This is a genomic window from Bradyrhizobium sp. WU425 (genome assembly GCF_021052305.1).
Taxonomy (GTDB): Bacteria; Pseudomonadota; Alphaproteobacteria; order Rhizobiales; family Xanthobacteraceae; genus Bradyrhizobium; species Bradyrhizobium canariense_D.
Genome location: NZ_CP088089.1, coordinates 6,702,517 through 6,716,291 on the forward strand (window position 1 = coordinate 6,702,517; position 13,775 = coordinate 6,716,291).

A 13,775-nucleotide genomic window follows, 5' to 3' on the forward strand; every position below is an offset into this window, starting at 1 on the left:
AATATAACGGACGCAAGCTGTATGTTAGAGCCCGATCGTGTCGATCGAGCGCAGCCCTGCGCGCAGCTCGAGCCCGGGCGGCGGCTCCGGACTACGCAGCGCGCCGGCGCGGAAGGAGTCCTTCGCGATAGAGCGACTCAAGCCGAAGGCTTCCCACGCCAAGGACAGCGGCTCGATTGACGTGTGGCCGAAAATGCCGCCACTAACAATGAAGTTGTTTGGCACGTCTACTTTGAAGAGGAACAACTCGCCCGGCTGGAGCGCCCGAAACTGCGTGATGCCGCTGGGTTGCCACGAAAAGGTTAAAGATAGCTGGAATACCGGGCCGCCCTCTGATTCGTATTTCAAGGCGGCGGCACGGACAAAGCCTGGCAGCAATCCTCTTGAGGCAAATGTAGGGGACGGTTGTCGCCGGTCCAGCGGCGATCGAACCTCTCAACCACGAGCACACGGTTGCCTTCAAACTCCTCGATCGCGATGGCGGCGCTCGGAAGTCCGAGAGCTGCTGTCAGCTGGCAGAAGAACTCATTCTCGACGCTGTAGGAAAGATTGAGGCCGTTCGGTAGTCGGTCAATCCGCGGTTTGAGAATGTGCGTCGTGGCTGTAGTCGCCAGCGGCTTGTACCAACGCCCTTTCCAGAACAAGAGCGCGGTCTTTTCCTGGGCGCCGGCGATCGAGATCCGAAAGTCCTCGTCCTCACCAAGCTCAAGGAGAGCCGATGCAAGGTCGCCGAGAAGCGGGGCGATTCTCGTCGTCAACGGGTCTGCCGTCAACAGCCCCGGCAGCGGCCGGGTTCGATGCCGTCCGGCAGGAATTGCAATGGACCGACGCAGTCCCGTCCGACACCAATGAGTAGGTTGTAAGCGTCGATGCCCTGAGCGTGGACTCGCTCCGCCATACGATGGCGGATGGGCATGCTGTCGGGCAGGAGATTGTCGGAAACGGCGACGACAGCGGCACTGATATAGCGGTCCCTCACGCAGAGCAGAGATAGCGACACGGGCAGCGCATGCTCCCAGGCAAGCCAGGACGGATCGTACTGAAAGTCGATTGCGCCGACGAATGGTGTTTTGCAATGCGCGTTCACCGGCTTCGGATGAGGAGAGCACAAGGTTCGCTTTGTGGGCAATCTCGGATCGGCACATACTTTGATCCGTCATCTCCTCGACGAAGATGGGTGCGCTGCCTAAAACCCAGCGACGCTCCTTACAAGCTGGGTTCCAGCGAGCCCTTCTTCGATAGCCCTTTCGAACGGAGACGGCTGCGATCCTGAACGACGTGTTCCTTGCCCTGACCAAGGCCGGCCACCAGCCTTGGATTGGCGAACAACCCCGCAATGTCAGCACGACAGTGGGCCGTTAAGACGATCTCGTTCACGCTCGACCACCCGGGGCCAGGACGCAGGCCAACGGACGACTCCAAACACCGCATGAAGCTTCCGAAACCCTCCGACTGGAGATCCCAGCCACTGGAGAACAGCGGAACGCCTTCTCGTCCCAGTCGCGCTGCGACAGATCTAACTTGCCAACTACGAACTCCACCTAGTCGGCTCGAGAGATGCTAACTCGATCAATCTAAAAGACATGTACAACGTGACCCTACGTACGATTCAAGCCTTTCCCGTCTGTGTGAAGTAGCAGGGAGTCACCATCTACTTTGGCTGCTAAACGAGTCTCAGTTTTGCCACGCGGGTCACATCATCTGGGACACCATCACCACGGATGTACTGGCGATGTGGGGCGAACCCGGCACACTTCTTCTCAAAGGAGTGCGCCGGGCCGCCTTAATGAGTTGCGTCGGAAGATTGATGAGCTAGTGGGCGGTTGGCGGCTGCTCCAAGCGGACCGCTCGAGCCAGTTTCAGCCCTATACTGCGGCATTGAGGAGCTAAGCTTCGAATCAGCGTGCTCGATACGCACCTATGGTGCCCGCCAATCCCGCGAATGCGCCCTCTCCATTTGAATTACACACATCATCTTCGGATACGAGCAGCGAAGCAATCGGCAGGACGCACGAACGTCGCCCCCGCAGCTCGAGATGATTACATTTCCTACAAAGCACGACCGAAAGGACTTGAATCGCACCATGCGTCAGGTTGTACGAAACCGATGCAAGGTGCTTTCCCAAGCTCGCTAAAGACGCAACTCACAGGCGCTCTGACGACGCAAAAAAGAATTTATGTGCTGATGCCGCTGCTACTCGTTCTGATGTCCATTTTCTTTACTGCGGGTGCGATAGTCTACGCCTCATGCCGATCTCAACAACGCCGGCGGGATCGGCGCATGCACAGGCACATTGGCCCCAATTCGCTCAGCTCGCGCCCCCGCGTGCAGCTACCGAGGCGGCGGGCATTTTGATCCGGCCGCTTAACGAGAGTCCGCCGACGCCTCATGCGCCTGAACGGGGATGCCAAGCGGCATCCGCCGCCAGCTAGAGCGAGCGCCTCAACTTGGCTGCTGATTGATTTGATCAATGCCGCCGGGCCGTTCCAACGGGACGGCGGACAGACGGAAGCCAGTTCTCGACCACTCGGGCCCTTTTTGCTAGACTTTCGTGATAATGTCTTACGCACGCAAACGGCTGGCCGTTCGCATACCTGGAAGATCTCAGAGATTTGCACTGCGCGAAAGCTCCTGAGAAGGCCGCCACGAGCAACCTTTGGTCGTGGCTCCACGGAACTTCTACCACGATTGCAAAAGTGAGGCTTTTATCGTGACCAAGCGCTCTGAACCGCGGAAGCAAGCCGCAACTGTCGAAGGGCCGGAGGTGAGACCGAGCGTGTTGGTCGTCGACGACGACCTCTCAATGCGCGAATCGCTCGTCAACCTGTTTCGTTCGATCGGTCTAGACGTTGTTGCTTTCGGATCGGCCCAAGAACTGCTCCAGAGCGAGCTTCCTGATGTTCCCAGCTGCCTTGTGCTTGATATCAGACTGCCGGGCTTGAGCGGGCTGGAGCTCCAGATTGAATTAGCCAAACTGAAGGTTCACATTCCCATTATTTTCATCACCGCTCATGGCGATATTCCGATGACCGTCAAAGCGATGAAGAATGGAGCAATCGATTTTCTCGGCAAGCCGTTTCGCGATCAGGAACTGCTCGATGGAGTGGTCGCAGCGATCGAACAGGATCGCAAGAGACGAGCTATAGACAAGGTTGTCACGAAGCTGCAGTCCTTGTTCGAGGCTCTAAGTCCACGAGAGCAGGATGTCTTGAGACTGGTCGCCACGGGCCTCTTGAACAAACAGGTAGCCGCGGAACTCGGGCTTGCCGAGATTACAGTCAAAATCTACCGGGGGCACGTGATGAAGAAGATGGGTGCTCGATCACTAGCCGATTTGATTAGAATGGCGGAGAGGCTGGGAATTGGGACCGACCGTTTCAGAGTACAAACCTAAGTATGATTTTACAATTTCTTCGTACACGCGCACCCTTCAGCTGGCCGCCATGCTTCGGCCAGTGCCTTCGCCCAACCAGGACGGGTGGTCTTGTCTAACACTATTTCCGTTGTCGACGATGATCCTTCAATTCGTGTCGCGCTGAACAACCTCTTGAAATCACAGGGCCACATCGTTCATACGTTTGCTTCGGCCGAGGAATTCCTGGAGTCGTCTCAATTGAACAGCACGTCCTGTGTAATTGCAGACGTGCAGATGCCCACGATGAGCGGCTTTGAACTTTTAGAACAGATGCGGGCCCAAGGCCACGCTGCGCCATTCATTTTGATTACTGCCTTCGCGGATGATCGCACGCGAGCCCGCGCTTTGAGCGCCGGCGTGACCGGCTTTTTCGCTAAACCGTTTCCCCCTCTGGAGTTGATGGCCCGCGTCGATGAAGTACTCCGCGAGCACCGTCCCGGAACAAACGCCTGAAAGCGGGGCAAGCAATCTGGACCAAGCCGCGCCCGCGCGGCGCTCACGATGTCGATCAACGCGCGATTGCTCGTGCTTACCCCGCGCCAGTGGCGACCATCACCTTTTGATGTAGCCGCACTCCTGTCGCTGTTGTCGCACTTTCGACGTCTGGTTGAAGCACTTGCTAGTCCGGGCCCCTGACAACATGCCTCCCGTATGATCGCGTAATCCGACGAGGCCGAAGCGCTCGTCGCGTTAACGCAGGAGCGCGCGATTTGAGTGCGACAACCATTGCTGAGTTCGGCGCGAAAGTGCCACGGATCCGGCCGCCGAGTTTGGGGGAAGAGGAGGCGGCGATCGCGGCCAACATCACGGAGTTTGTCAAGACGTTCGCTGCGGAATTCCGAGAAGCCGCAAAGACGTATGTTGGCAGATCGAATGTTGGCGGATCGAACGGTTTGCACCGCCAGATCCGCTAAATTCGGTTCGATCCCAGCAACTCTTCGGACTGAAGCACCGGAAGCCTACGCATCCGTTGGAATGGCAACACAAGTGCCGCTGGCAGATTCGATCTCAAGCCATGCCTTTGCTGCCGAATCCATCCACGCCGACGACTGCCCGGCGATTGTGTCGACCAAGCGCAAGGCCAAAACCGGTCGGGCGGCGGGCGTGTCCTTCTAGTCCCTGAGACCGTGGCCTGAGCATGTCGCTTCCGGCTCGCGGTATCCTGACGCAAGGTACCGCACGCATGCGCAACGTCTTCCCGCGCGGCTAGGTAAACCTGTTCGCGAAAGATGACTTAACACGGGGGCCGTCGCTGGATGGGGACGAAGCTACTAGAGATGGTAGCTTTGTTCCGCCTGGTTCTCAGGTAACCCGTTGGAGCTGATTTTTAGATGCGCTACGCGCAACCCAAACGATGCCGAGAGGCGCGGAACCCGCGGTCATGGCCTGCCAGTCCTGCACGATGTTGGCCCGCGTTGTTTCATCGGGCAGATTGTCTGGTCGACGCGACGACCGCATGGTTGGAGTACACAGGGGAGCCGAATGAAGACAATTGAAACGCTAGAGTCCAATGTGCGTGCGTACTCACGTTCCTTTCCTGCTGTCTTCAATGGGGCGCGCGGTTCAATTATGTTCACAGAGGGCGGCCGAAAGGTCATAGACTTTCTGTCTGGCGCTGGAACGCTAAACTATGGCCACAACAATCAGCAGATCAAAGCAGCAATCAGCGACTATCTGGAGTCGGACGGGGTCGTCCACGGCTTGGACATGGCCACTCCAGCAAAAGTCGAATTCATGGAGACCTTTAGCTCTGTTATTCTTCGGGAACGGAATCTTTCCTACCGCTTTCAATTCACCGGGCCTACAGGAGCTAACGCCGTTGAAGCAGCTCTAAAGCTCTCGCGTAAAATCACAGGGCGTCACAACGTCATTTCTTTCACGAACGGATATCACGGCCAAAGCTTGGGAGCCACAGCCGCAAGCGGTAACCGCTTTTACCGTAAAGCCAGCGGGATTCCCTTATCCGGCACAACTTTCATGCCCTATGATGGGTATCTTGGCTCCTCGTACAGTCCGGCGGATTACGTTCGAAAGGTGTTAATGGACGAGAGCAGTGGTACTGATCTTCCAGCCGCCATTCTCGTCGAAACCGTGCAAGGAGAGGGAGGCATTAACGTCGCCGGCAAGGAATGGCTGCAGTCAATGCAGGCTTTGGCAAAAGAAGTCGGAGCTATTTTCATAGTTGACGATATCCAAATGGGCTGTGGTCGCACAGGTGAGTTCTTCAGCTTCGAGTTCGCTGCGTTGTCGCCAGACATTGTCGTGATGTCGAAATCGCTGAGTGGTTACGGCTTGCCATTGTCGATGCTCTTGATCAAGGAAGCGATCGACGCATGGGAACCAGGCGAGCATACGGGAACATTTCGCGGAAACAACCTTGCACTCGTTTCTGGCAAGGCGGCATTGGATCTGTATTGGCGCAACCAGACGTTCTCGCAACAGATCCAACGCTTGGGTGCATTTATGCGGCGTCGACTCGATGCTATCGCGCATCAGCACGGAAACGAGTTTGCCGTTCGTGGACGCGGCATGGTATGCGGCTTCGATTGCAAAACGAGCGAGATCGCAGAGGCGACGTCACGGAGAGCATTTGTGAAGGGATTGATTATCGAGCGATGCGGACCGACGGATCAGGTTGTCAAGTTCCTGCCTGCACTTACGATCGCCGAAGAAACGTTGGAACAGGGGCTCGATATATTCGAGGAGTCATTGACTGAAACCTTGAAGTTGACCCGACCAAGCTAACCTGCCGGCACACGAGAGACACTGGTCCTAGCGACAGCATCGCCGCCAACGACACTGGCGTCGGCCCTTGCTTCGCGCCGAAACGGTCAGGGGTTGTGAGGCAATAATGTGGAGCTAACGCCTGAACGCCAGCGCTGTTTGTGATCCGCTGAGTCGCTGGTGCGCGAAGAACGCCTTGCTCCCTGCTTGGTCCGCAACACGTGAGTGTGGAGCCCCCTAGGTCCGCCGAAGGCGACCTCGTTGGCGGAGCGGAGTCGAATGGTGTAGTAGGCCTTCAAAGTGCTGCGCGACGAGTTATTGAATGACGATCGCATCTAAGCCAGTCCACAAGTGAGGAGAGTCCGCCCGCCGCTGCGATCTACCGCCTCATCCCCACGCCAAGCTCAGCTGATATTGATCGAGAAGCCTGCCTCGGCGACGTCGCGCACGCGCATCTGACCGTGCTCTTTCACGCACTCCTGCGTTAGATCTGGGCTCCTTGGAGCATTAGGTCATGTTGCTCGAACGCAGTTGGTCATCCGCCCAAGTACGATCAACCAGGCCTCCCCCGGATGCACATAAGCGACGAGCTTCAGCTAGAGATGGTACTCCACACGCGCAGCCCGTTTCACGCCTGGCCTTCATGAGCACGGGTCCATCACACGGGTGCGGACTTTGTCAGGACCGTAGACATTCCGCAGCTGCGATCCAGCCGAGCCGTTTACACCATAAATGCGGCAGCAATCACTGCGGCGGCGGCTTTACGACAAAAGTCGTCACGGCAAGCGCGGTTCAGGCGTGAGTTGCACGAAGCCGAACGAGCAGCTCAATTCAAAAGCGTTGGTCCTCGGCTTTTGCTCCACAACTCGGAGCACCGATATCCGTGTGCCCCCCAGCCCGATGCCATAGCCCCAAGTTGGCGTGATCGAGTTCAGCTATCAGACGCCCCGTTAGCTTGATCACCCCGGCGTCGACGGGACCAAATGTCGACTATGCTGGGCGAACCGAAGAAGCCCGACGCATCTGCCGGGTCCGAGATGCGTCGGGCTGAGTGGGAGACTGAGTGCGACAGTCTTCTCCCAGAGCCGCGTCTGCAACTAGCATGCCGTGCCCGCACTGCTAGCCCAGCGTCTCAAACCAAATATCGGCTCTCTACCGCACAGTTTGCTGAGGCGTACAGAGATGCTCGGCCCACGGCTAGTTCCTCAAGGCCTAACCAGTTGAGCTTGTTGCCCTTCCAAAAACTCCCACCATCACCTTTCGTCTCAACCAAAAATGAGGCAGAAGAAGCGGACAACGGGCCGCCGGCTCATCAACAACAGATATCTAGATGTTTGATAGATTGCAACGCGTGACTGGAATAATGGCCCCGAGCTCGCGCACGACCGGGGCAAGCGATCGAGATCTGAGCTTAGATTTCGCGAAAGGTGCGCTCATTGTCTTGGTAATCGTTGGGCACCTGATCCAGTATGTCATCTATCGAGACGGCGGCTTTTGGTATTCGCCGTACTACAAAGCAATCTATATGTTTCACATGCCACTCTTTATGGCGATAAGCGGCTATCTTTCTTCTCGATCGTTGCTGCAGAAGTCGTTCACTCAGGCCGCCATCGCCCGTGCGACGCAGCTCTTACTGCCCATGCTGTTTTGGTGGGCGCTCATGGAGACAGCTAAGTCAGCGGCATTGTGGCGCGCGACCAGCCTAACTACCGGACTTTTGGAATTTGTAGACGATCTTGCCGGCACATACTGGTTCATCTGGGCCACGTTTGTTTCTTACCTTCTCATCAAGATACTCACCAGGCTGAGCCACCGATCGTTGGTCATATCTGGCTCAGCGATACTGATTGCACTCGTTCCTCTGACGTTCTCCATATCACCCTTGATCAGGTTCACTTACCCGTTCTTCTGCTTGGGATTCTTGTTTGCTCAATCGAACGAACGATGGACGACTACATCGCGATCTCACAAGCCGCTCTTGATTTTATTTCTCTCGGTCTTGACTTGCGTATGTTTTGTAGCCTGGGGCAAGGACACTTATGTCTACAATAATCTTGGACTAATTCACGATTTTCGGTCGGCCAAAGACGTGCTTCTGATGTTTGTTGGCGCTGCAGCTGCCTCAGCAATCGCCATCGAACTCTTGCTGCAATGCTGGCGCTTTAGCCACTCAACCCGAATCGCCCGCTTTATAGCTATGGAGTTGGGCCAGACCACGCTGCTGCTCTACCTTGTCCAGGGTACCGTGTTCCGTCTAATGGATTTCATACAGCTCGGAGAACTTTGGGATCTCACGAGCCGGTTGATCATCGCGGGTCTGCTCGGGGCGGCAATTGTTGCGATCGCGCTAGTGGTCCGTTCGACTGTTCGCGGCGTTCCATATCTGTCTCAGCTCGTCCTTGGAATGCCACCGCGGTCAGGTCTCCCGCGAGTCAAACCCGCAATGAACTAGCTGTATGCATTTGATCGTCCGAGTACGGCAGGATGTTGCGATGGCATCGCCTTGTGCTGCCGCCGGAATAGCGTTCGAAGCCCGATCGGGCGGCGTCGGCGTCCACCGGCCGAGCCGGTCGGCATAGAGTAACGTAACATGCGAGTAACCATCGTCCATTTCGGCACCTTATGGCAAGGCACTCTCAACTCGTTCCGGAAGCCGACGACAACTCAGACTCCTAAAGAAGGCGTGAAGCTTCGGGCCGACGCCTGCCAATGGCCGGTATCCTTCGTCTTCAGATCGAGTGCACTGTGATGGCGCCGCTACGGCGAACGTTGCAAAGCGCGGATCGCCGCGGAATGGTTCAATTGCCTGCTCTTGCATGGTTGCGAGCGCAGCAATGCGTCTGACCTGTCTTTCCACAGTTCCAGGTTAGCCTTGGCGGCGGCACAGGCCAGCGGATTTGCCGTGAACGAACTCGAGTGAAGGAATGTGCGTACGGTCTTTCGAGTAATGAGCATCGAAAATCCCTGGCCAGCACAGTGTCACAGCGAGCGGCAGCGCCCCTCCCGTGAGGCCCTTGAATAGCACGCTCTATCTGGCACAACATTGGCCTGCTCACAGGCGAGATTGTTCCGGTGCGGCTCCAGCCCGTCATGACCTCATCGGCAATGAACAGGACGTCCGACGCCTCGCAGATCCGCTTCATCTCACTTAGCACCCAAGTTGGGTACCTCAGCATTCCGCCTGCCTCAACACCAGGCTCGACAATAAGGGCTGCGCGATTTTCGTGCCGACATGCTGATTCAAGCACATCAAGCGTTGCCTGCTCACGACCGCTCGCAGGGAATGGCATTGAGGTCAGGTCGAACAGGAGCGGTCCGTACGCCGCGTTGAAGACACCGCGGGCACCAATCGAGATCGCGCCGAACGTGTCGCCGTGATGGGAGTGCTTGACAACGATGCGTGTTCCCTGTTTGCCTCTATTGTGCCAATAGCCGAGTGCCATGTTCAAGGGCGACTTCAAGCGGCTGAGCCACTGTCCGAGTAGAACACATGGTCCAAGCCTTGGGTTATGAGTTTCAAAAGGAGCCGAGCGACCTCCTCGGCCGGATCATGCGTGTAGCCGGCGAAAATGACTCGCTTCAATTTGCCGGCCTATTCGTGAATCGCGCTCACGATCTGCGGATGGCAATGGCCGTGAGTGACGACCCCACCAGGATGCGACTGCATCTATGATTCGATGATCATCCGCAGTGTGGAGATAAGCACCGTCGCTACGCACAACCTTGGTCATCTCTTGTGAAGCGCATGCTGCGCGAATGGATGCCAGATGGGCCACCTGTTGTTTGGCTTCATGGCTGGAAGTCGCTGGAAATGAACGAGTCTTTGAAGACGACCGTAGGCTGTCTGCCGTCAGAGGAGAAATCCAGGGCAGCCGGCCTAACCAACGCACCCGCGCGATGTCACAAATTGCGCTTTCAGTTTCAGCATTTCTTTCCCCCGATAATGCGATCCCAAGAATGTCGATCTGGCGCTTTCGCAAGGCCTCAATCGGCAGCAGGGAGTGATTGATGGTCCCGAGTAGCGTGCGGGCGCGGAGCACGACGGGAAGCCGCCGCCGCTCGAAGATGTCGATGTAGAGTGGGCTACGGTTCAGCGGCACCATCGTACGCATACGACGAAGGCCGCCTGATTGACGCATGCGCGCGAGCGCGACGAGCTCTATGAAGGGCGTTGCGTGAAGATCAGGCAGCCTGCTGATCGGCGGGAGTGTCGCCTTGGCGGAGGAGCTTCCATTCCCAGGGCAGCAGTTCGTGCAGACTCGATACGGGAAGATCGGCGATACGGGCGACGATATCGGCGAGCCAGGCCTTGGGATCGACATCGTTGAGACGACAGGTGGTGATCATCGTCAGCATGATGGCGGCGCGGTCGGCACCGCGCAGGCTGCCGGCGAAGGTCCAATTGCGCCTTCCCAGGGCGATGCCTCTCAATGCGCGCTCAGCACAATTGTTGGTCAAGCAGATCCTGCCATCATCGAGAAAGCGGGCGAAGTCGTCCCAGCGCCTGAGCATGTAATTCATGGGCTTCAGGACCTCGGAGGAGCGCGAGAGGGGTTCGCGCTCGAGGAGCAGCCAGGCATGCATGTCCTCGAGGAAGCGGCTTGCTCTTTTCCTGGCGCACGGCGCACCGCTCGTCGGCGCCGCAGCCGTTGATGGTGCGCTCGATCTCGAACAAAGCGTCGAGGCGTCTGACCGCCTCCAACGCGATCGGCGAGACCGGTTTGCCCCTGTGGCCTTCCCGGGCGTTCTTCTCGATGTCGGCCAGCTCGAAGAAGCCCCGCCGCGCATGGGCGAAGCAAAACGCCGGCGTAATCGGCAGCACCTTCTTCTGCGGATCGAACAACGGCTCGAAGCCGTTGTAGCAATCAGCTTGCAGGATACCGGCGAAGGCGGCCAGATGCTTCTGTGGATGCTCGCCTCGACGGTCGCTCGAGGCGTAATAGACCGCCGCCGGTGGCGCTGGCCCGGCGAAGGGCCGGTCATCCCGCACATATGTCCAGATCCGACCGGTCTTGCACTTGCCCTTCGCCAGGATGCGGATGGTGGTGTCGTCGCCATGCAGGCGCTCGGCAGCAAGCACATGGCGTTCGATCAAGTGGAAGAGCGGCATGACGGCGAAGGTCCCGTGGCCGACCTGGTCGGCCAGCGTCGACAATGGCAGGTCGATCCCCTCGGCCTTAAAGCGCGCACTCTGGCGATTGAGCGGGATGTGCATGCCGAACTTGTCGAACAGAATCGTCGCCAGCAATTGTGGGCCGATGAAGCCGCGCGGCGTCGCGTGGAACGGCGCCGGCGGCTGGCTGATCTTCTCGCAATCGCGGCAGGTGAACTTCTCGCGCACTGTCTCGATGACCTTGAAGCGGCGCGGGATCTCCTCCAGCGTCTTGGTCACATCCTCGCCGATCTTCGCGAGCCGCGATCCGCCGCAGCAGGCGCAGCTCGTCGGAGCCTCGATAACGATGCGCTCGTGTTCGATGTCGTCCGGCCAGGGCTTGCGTACCGGCCGCTTGCGCGTGAAGGCGCGCACGCTCTGGGTCTTCGCCGCCGCGGCCTGAGCCGCAAGCTCATCCTCGCTCGCCGTGGTGGCGAGTTCTTCGAGTTCCAATTCCAATTGTTCGATCAGACGCGCCGTGCGCTCGGAGCGCTGCCCGTACAGTTCGCGCTTGAGCTTCTCGATCCGCAGCTCGAGATGCGCGATCAGCGCCGCGTTGTCCGACAGCTCCGCCCGCGCACTGGCAGCCACCGCCTCGGCGAGCAGCCGCGCCTCACGCTCGCCCTGCAGCGCCGCCAGGGCACTCACAAGGTCCGATGGAAGTTCGTCCGGCTTCGATATCATGAAGCCATTGAATCAGATCAAGCAGCAGATTCAAACCCAAAACGGCTATCCGATCCGCGTCGGACGCTGGGCTTCTTGCGGGTTGCGCCAATCGATTCCGGACAACAGGTAGCTCATCTGCGCCGGAGAGATCGTCACTGCTTCGCCGGCAACCGAAGGCCAGATGAACCGCCCTCTCTCCAGTCTTTTGGTGAACAGGCATGCTCCCTGGCCATCGTGCCAGATCACCTTCACAAGATCGCTTCGGCGACCGCGGAAGACAAACAGATGACCGCTGAGCGGGTCCTTGCGCAGCACCTCCTGCACCTGGAGTGCCAGCGTCGGAAAGCCTCGCCGCATGTCCGTGTAGCCTGTCGCAAGCCACACGCGCGCGCCCGTCGGAACCGGGATCATCGGCGCACCAGAGCCTCGAGAACCCGACGCAGGGCGTCTCCATCAACGTCGCCGTCGACCCGAATGCGGTGCCCGCTACCAAGGTCGATCTCGATGATGCCATGGCTCTTCCGTCGACGCGCCGCCGTCGTCGTCAATGGCGCTTCGGCCACCGCCCGCGGCGGCACAGACGACCCAATCTCGACCGGCACGAACGGCGCTATACTCGCTTCAGCGTGCTTGCAAAGCTCTTTGCGCCACCTAAACAGCTGGCTCACATGAAGGCCAGCCATGCGAGCCACCTCGGAAACGCAGGCTCCGGGCTCGAGCGATGCTGCAACAAGCCGTTCCTTCTCATCCTGCGACCACCGGCGCCGCCGCTCGACCGACGTGATCACCTCCGCCCTCGAAATCGTCATAGCGCTTCTCCTAGGATTACCCCTAGGACCTGCAGCGTTCCCGTCCGTCAAACAAGGCGGCCCTCAACGCAGGAATACGCACCATCAGCCCGCCGGCGCCTTCGATGACGAGCGGTCGCTCCCCGGCCTGCGGCCCGATGAGCGAATCCGGGTCGATGCGAATTCCGTCTATCTCGGCCGAATGATGCGGGGAAGCGGGTATTTTAAGGTTTTAAGGCGGTAACGCTCCGGAACGATCCGATCGGCCGGAAGACCCCTCAGCCGTGCAACCAGCTGGCTATCGGTCTCCCCTTCAAAACGATTCTCGCCAACGATATAGGGCAGGATCTGCGAATTCGAAGGACTTCTCTCGCCTCGCACAGCCATCTCCCGATGCAAGAACGCGACCAGCTTCGTCAACCGTTCTTCGCTCCGGCTCCCCCTGCAGGATCAAGAGAGACTCCCGCACGGCCACCGCCATCAACAGCGACCGAGCGGTCGCGAAGATGAACGGGCGACAGCGATTGATCGTGCGCAGCACGCCTGTGGCAGTGACAAGCGCGCCGGAAGCTCCCAGCGCCTTACCGCAGGTATGAACAACGAGGAGATTCTCGCGTCCTTCATAGGCCGCCGTGAGCCCTCGCCCTTGCTCGCCGTAAACGCCCGTTGCATGAGCTTCGTCGACAACCATGAACGCGTCGTGCAGGTGCGCGATCCCGAGCAGGTCTCCAAGCGGTGCGACTTCGCCATCCATGCTGTAGAGGCTCTCGACTACGATCCAGACCCGCCAGGCTCCTGCGGCCGGGCGCCAGTCGCAAATTGCCGCTTTCGATAGCCTGCGGATTGTTATGGGCACTGATTCGAAACGTTGCTCGGCCCGTTCGCGCTCCTTCATGAATACTGGAGTGAACCGGCGAATCAAGGACGAGCAGGTCGTCTTGTTGCGACAGCCTTGTCAGCACAGCAACATACCCGCAATGACGGAATTCATTCATCACTCGCTGAGCAACGATGGACGCCGCAAAACTC

Annotated in this window: 13 protein-coding genes and 3 pseudogenes; 6 read left to right on the top strand and 10 right to left on the bottom strand. The window is 58.4% G+C overall.

Annotated features, from left to right (window positions below; genetic code table 11):
* Positions 1 to 24: 24 nt before the first annotated feature.
* From BcanWU425_RS32275 to BcanWU425_RS32285, 3 genes are read right to left on the bottom strand one after another with little or no spacing between them, the layout of a single operon-like run.
* Positions 25 to 348 carry a hypothetical protein gene (locus BcanWU425_RS32275; protein ID WP_231189043.1) on the bottom strand — a complete coding sequence of 108 codons (324 nt, stop codon included), beginning with the start codon at positions 346 to 348 and terminating at the stop codon, positions 25 to 27.
* Positions 345 to 758, bottom strand: a complete 414-nt coding sequence (locus tag BcanWU425_RS32280; RefSeq protein WP_231189045.1) for a HipA domain-containing protein — start codon at positions 756 to 758, stop codon at positions 345 to 347. The genes BcanWU425_RS32275 and BcanWU425_RS32280 overlap by 4 nt, the downstream gene beginning before the upstream one ends.
* 11 nt (positions 759 to 769) lie before the next feature.
* The gene (locus BcanWU425_RS32285; protein WP_231189047.1) at positions 770 to 1,087 is read right to left on the bottom strand and encodes a HipA N-terminal domain-containing protein; all 318 of its coding nucleotides are present in this window, start codon (positions 1,085 to 1,087) and stop codon (positions 770 to 772) included.
* 1,624 nt (positions 1,088 to 2,711) lie between these two features.
* On the opposite strand from BcanWU425_RS32285, the gene BcanWU425_RS32290 reads away from it, so the two are divergent.
* From BcanWU425_RS32290 to nolL, 6 genes are all read left to right on the top strand, one after another.
* A complete protein-coding gene (locus BcanWU425_RS32290; RefSeq protein ID WP_085348765.1) occupies positions 2,712 to 3,395 on the top strand; it encodes a response regulator transcription factor in 684 nt (227 codons plus the stop codon).
* Positions 3,396 to 3,479: 84 nt separating this feature from the next.
* Positions 3,480 to 3,869, top strand: a complete 390-nt coding sequence (locus tag BcanWU425_RS32295; protein WP_231189049.1) for a response regulator transcription factor — start codon at positions 3,480 to 3,482, stop codon at positions 3,867 to 3,869.
* 257 nt (positions 3,870 to 4,126) lie between these two features.
* Entirely contained in the window at positions 4,127 to 4,330 is a 204-nt protein-coding gene (locus BcanWU425_RS32300) for a hypothetical protein (protein WP_231189051.1), read from the top strand.
* A gap of 61 nt (positions 4,331 to 4,391) precedes the next feature.
* The gene (locus BcanWU425_RS32305; RefSeq protein WP_231189053.1) at positions 4,392 to 4,532 is read left to right on the top strand and encodes a hypothetical protein; all 141 of its coding nucleotides are present in this window, start codon (positions 4,392 to 4,394) and stop codon (positions 4,530 to 4,532) included.
* Between the two features lie 366 nt (positions 4,533 to 4,898).
* Positions 4,899 to 6,161, top strand: a complete 1,263-nt coding sequence (gene ectB / locus BcanWU425_RS32310; protein WP_231189061.1) for a diaminobutyrate--2-oxoglutarate transaminase — start codon at positions 4,899 to 4,901, stop codon at positions 6,159 to 6,161.
* A 1,309-nt stretch (positions 6,162 to 7,470) separates the two neighbouring features.
* Complete coding sequence (gene nolL, locus BcanWU425_RS32315; RefSeq protein WP_326952109.1) at positions 7,471 to 8,592, top strand: nodulation factor fucose acetyltransferase NolL; 1,122 nt, start codon at positions 7,471 to 7,473, stop codon at positions 8,590 to 8,592.
* Positions 8,593 to 8,811: 219 nt separating this feature from the next.
* Here the strand turns inward: nolL and BcanWU425_RS32320 are convergent.
* From BcanWU425_RS32320 to BcanWU425_RS32350, 7 genes and pseudogenes are all read right to left on the bottom strand, one after another.
* A pseudogene (locus BcanWU425_RS32320) lies at positions 8,812 to 9,933 on the bottom strand (aminotransferase class III-fold pyridoxal phosphate-dependent enzyme); the annotation flags it as partial.
* Positions 9,930 to 10,243, bottom strand: a pseudogene (bioD, locus tag BcanWU425_RS32325) (ATP-dependent dethiobiotin synthetase BioD); the annotation flags it as partial. The pseudogenes BcanWU425_RS32320 and bioD, both read right to left, overlap by 4 nt.
* 79 nt (positions 10,244 to 10,322) lie before the next feature.
* Positions 10,323 to 11,976, bottom strand: a protein-coding gene (gene tnpC, locus BcanWU425_RS32330) for an IS66 family transposase (RefSeq protein ID WP_231188506.1) whose coding sequence is annotated in 2 segments (ribosomal slippage) — positions 10,323 to 10,733 and positions 10,735 to 11,976 — 1,653 coding nt in all. Because the reading frame shifts where the segments join, the coding sequence is not laid out codon by codon here.
* Between the two features lie 45 nt (positions 11,977 to 12,021).
* Positions 12,022 to 12,369, bottom strand: coding sequence for an IS66 family insertion sequence element accessory protein TnpB (tnpB, locus tag BcanWU425_RS32335; protein ID WP_231188510.1), 348 nt, complete (start codon positions 12,367 to 12,369; stop codon positions 12,022 to 12,024).
* Positions 12,366 to 12,767 (bottom strand): IS66-like element accessory protein TnpA, encoded by a 402-nt coding sequence (tnpA, locus tag BcanWU425_RS32340; RefSeq protein ID WP_204513673.1) that lies wholly within the window; start codon positions 12,765 to 12,767, stop codon positions 12,366 to 12,368. The genes tnpB and tnpA overlap by 4 nt, the downstream gene beginning before the upstream one ends.
* A 73-nt stretch (positions 12,768 to 12,840) precedes the next feature.
* A pseudogene (locus BcanWU425_RS32345) lies at positions 12,841 to 13,052 on the bottom strand (AAA family ATPase); the annotation flags it as partial.
* 7 nt (positions 13,053 to 13,059) lie between these two features.
* Positions 13,060 to 13,641: an aminotransferase class I/II-fold pyridoxal phosphate-dependent enzyme gene (locus BcanWU425_RS32350; protein ID WP_445818636.1), complete on the bottom strand. Its 582-nt coding sequence runs from the start codon at positions 13,639 to 13,641 to the stop codon at positions 13,060 to 13,062.
* Positions 13,642 to 13,775: the final 134 nt, after the last annotated feature.

Excerpts from the sequence above, each read along its gene's own strand:
- tnpB (WP_231188510.1), bottom strand. The coding sequence starts at position 12,369 with ATGATCCCGGTTCCGACGGGCGCGCGCGTGTGGCTTGCGACAGGCTAC.
- BcanWU425_RS32350 (WP_445818636.1), bottom strand. The coding sequence starts at position 13,641 with ATGAAGGAGCGCGAACGGGCCGAGCAACGTTTCGAATCAGTGCCCATA.
- nolL (WP_326952109.1), top strand. The coding sequence starts at position 7,471 with ATGTTTGATAGATTGCAACGCGTGACTGGAATAATGGCCCCGAGCTCG.
- ectB (WP_231189061.1), top strand. The coding sequence starts at position 4,899 with ATGAAGACAATTGAAACGCTAGAGTCCAATGTGCGTGCGTACTCACGT.
- BcanWU425_RS32305 (WP_231189053.1), top strand. The coding sequence starts at position 4,392 with ATGGCAACACAAGTGCCGCTGGCAGATTCGATCTCAAGCCATGCCTTT.
- tnpA (WP_204513673.1), bottom strand. The coding sequence starts at position 12,767 with ATGACGATTTCGAGGGCGGAGGTGATCACGTCGGTCGAGCGGCGGCGC.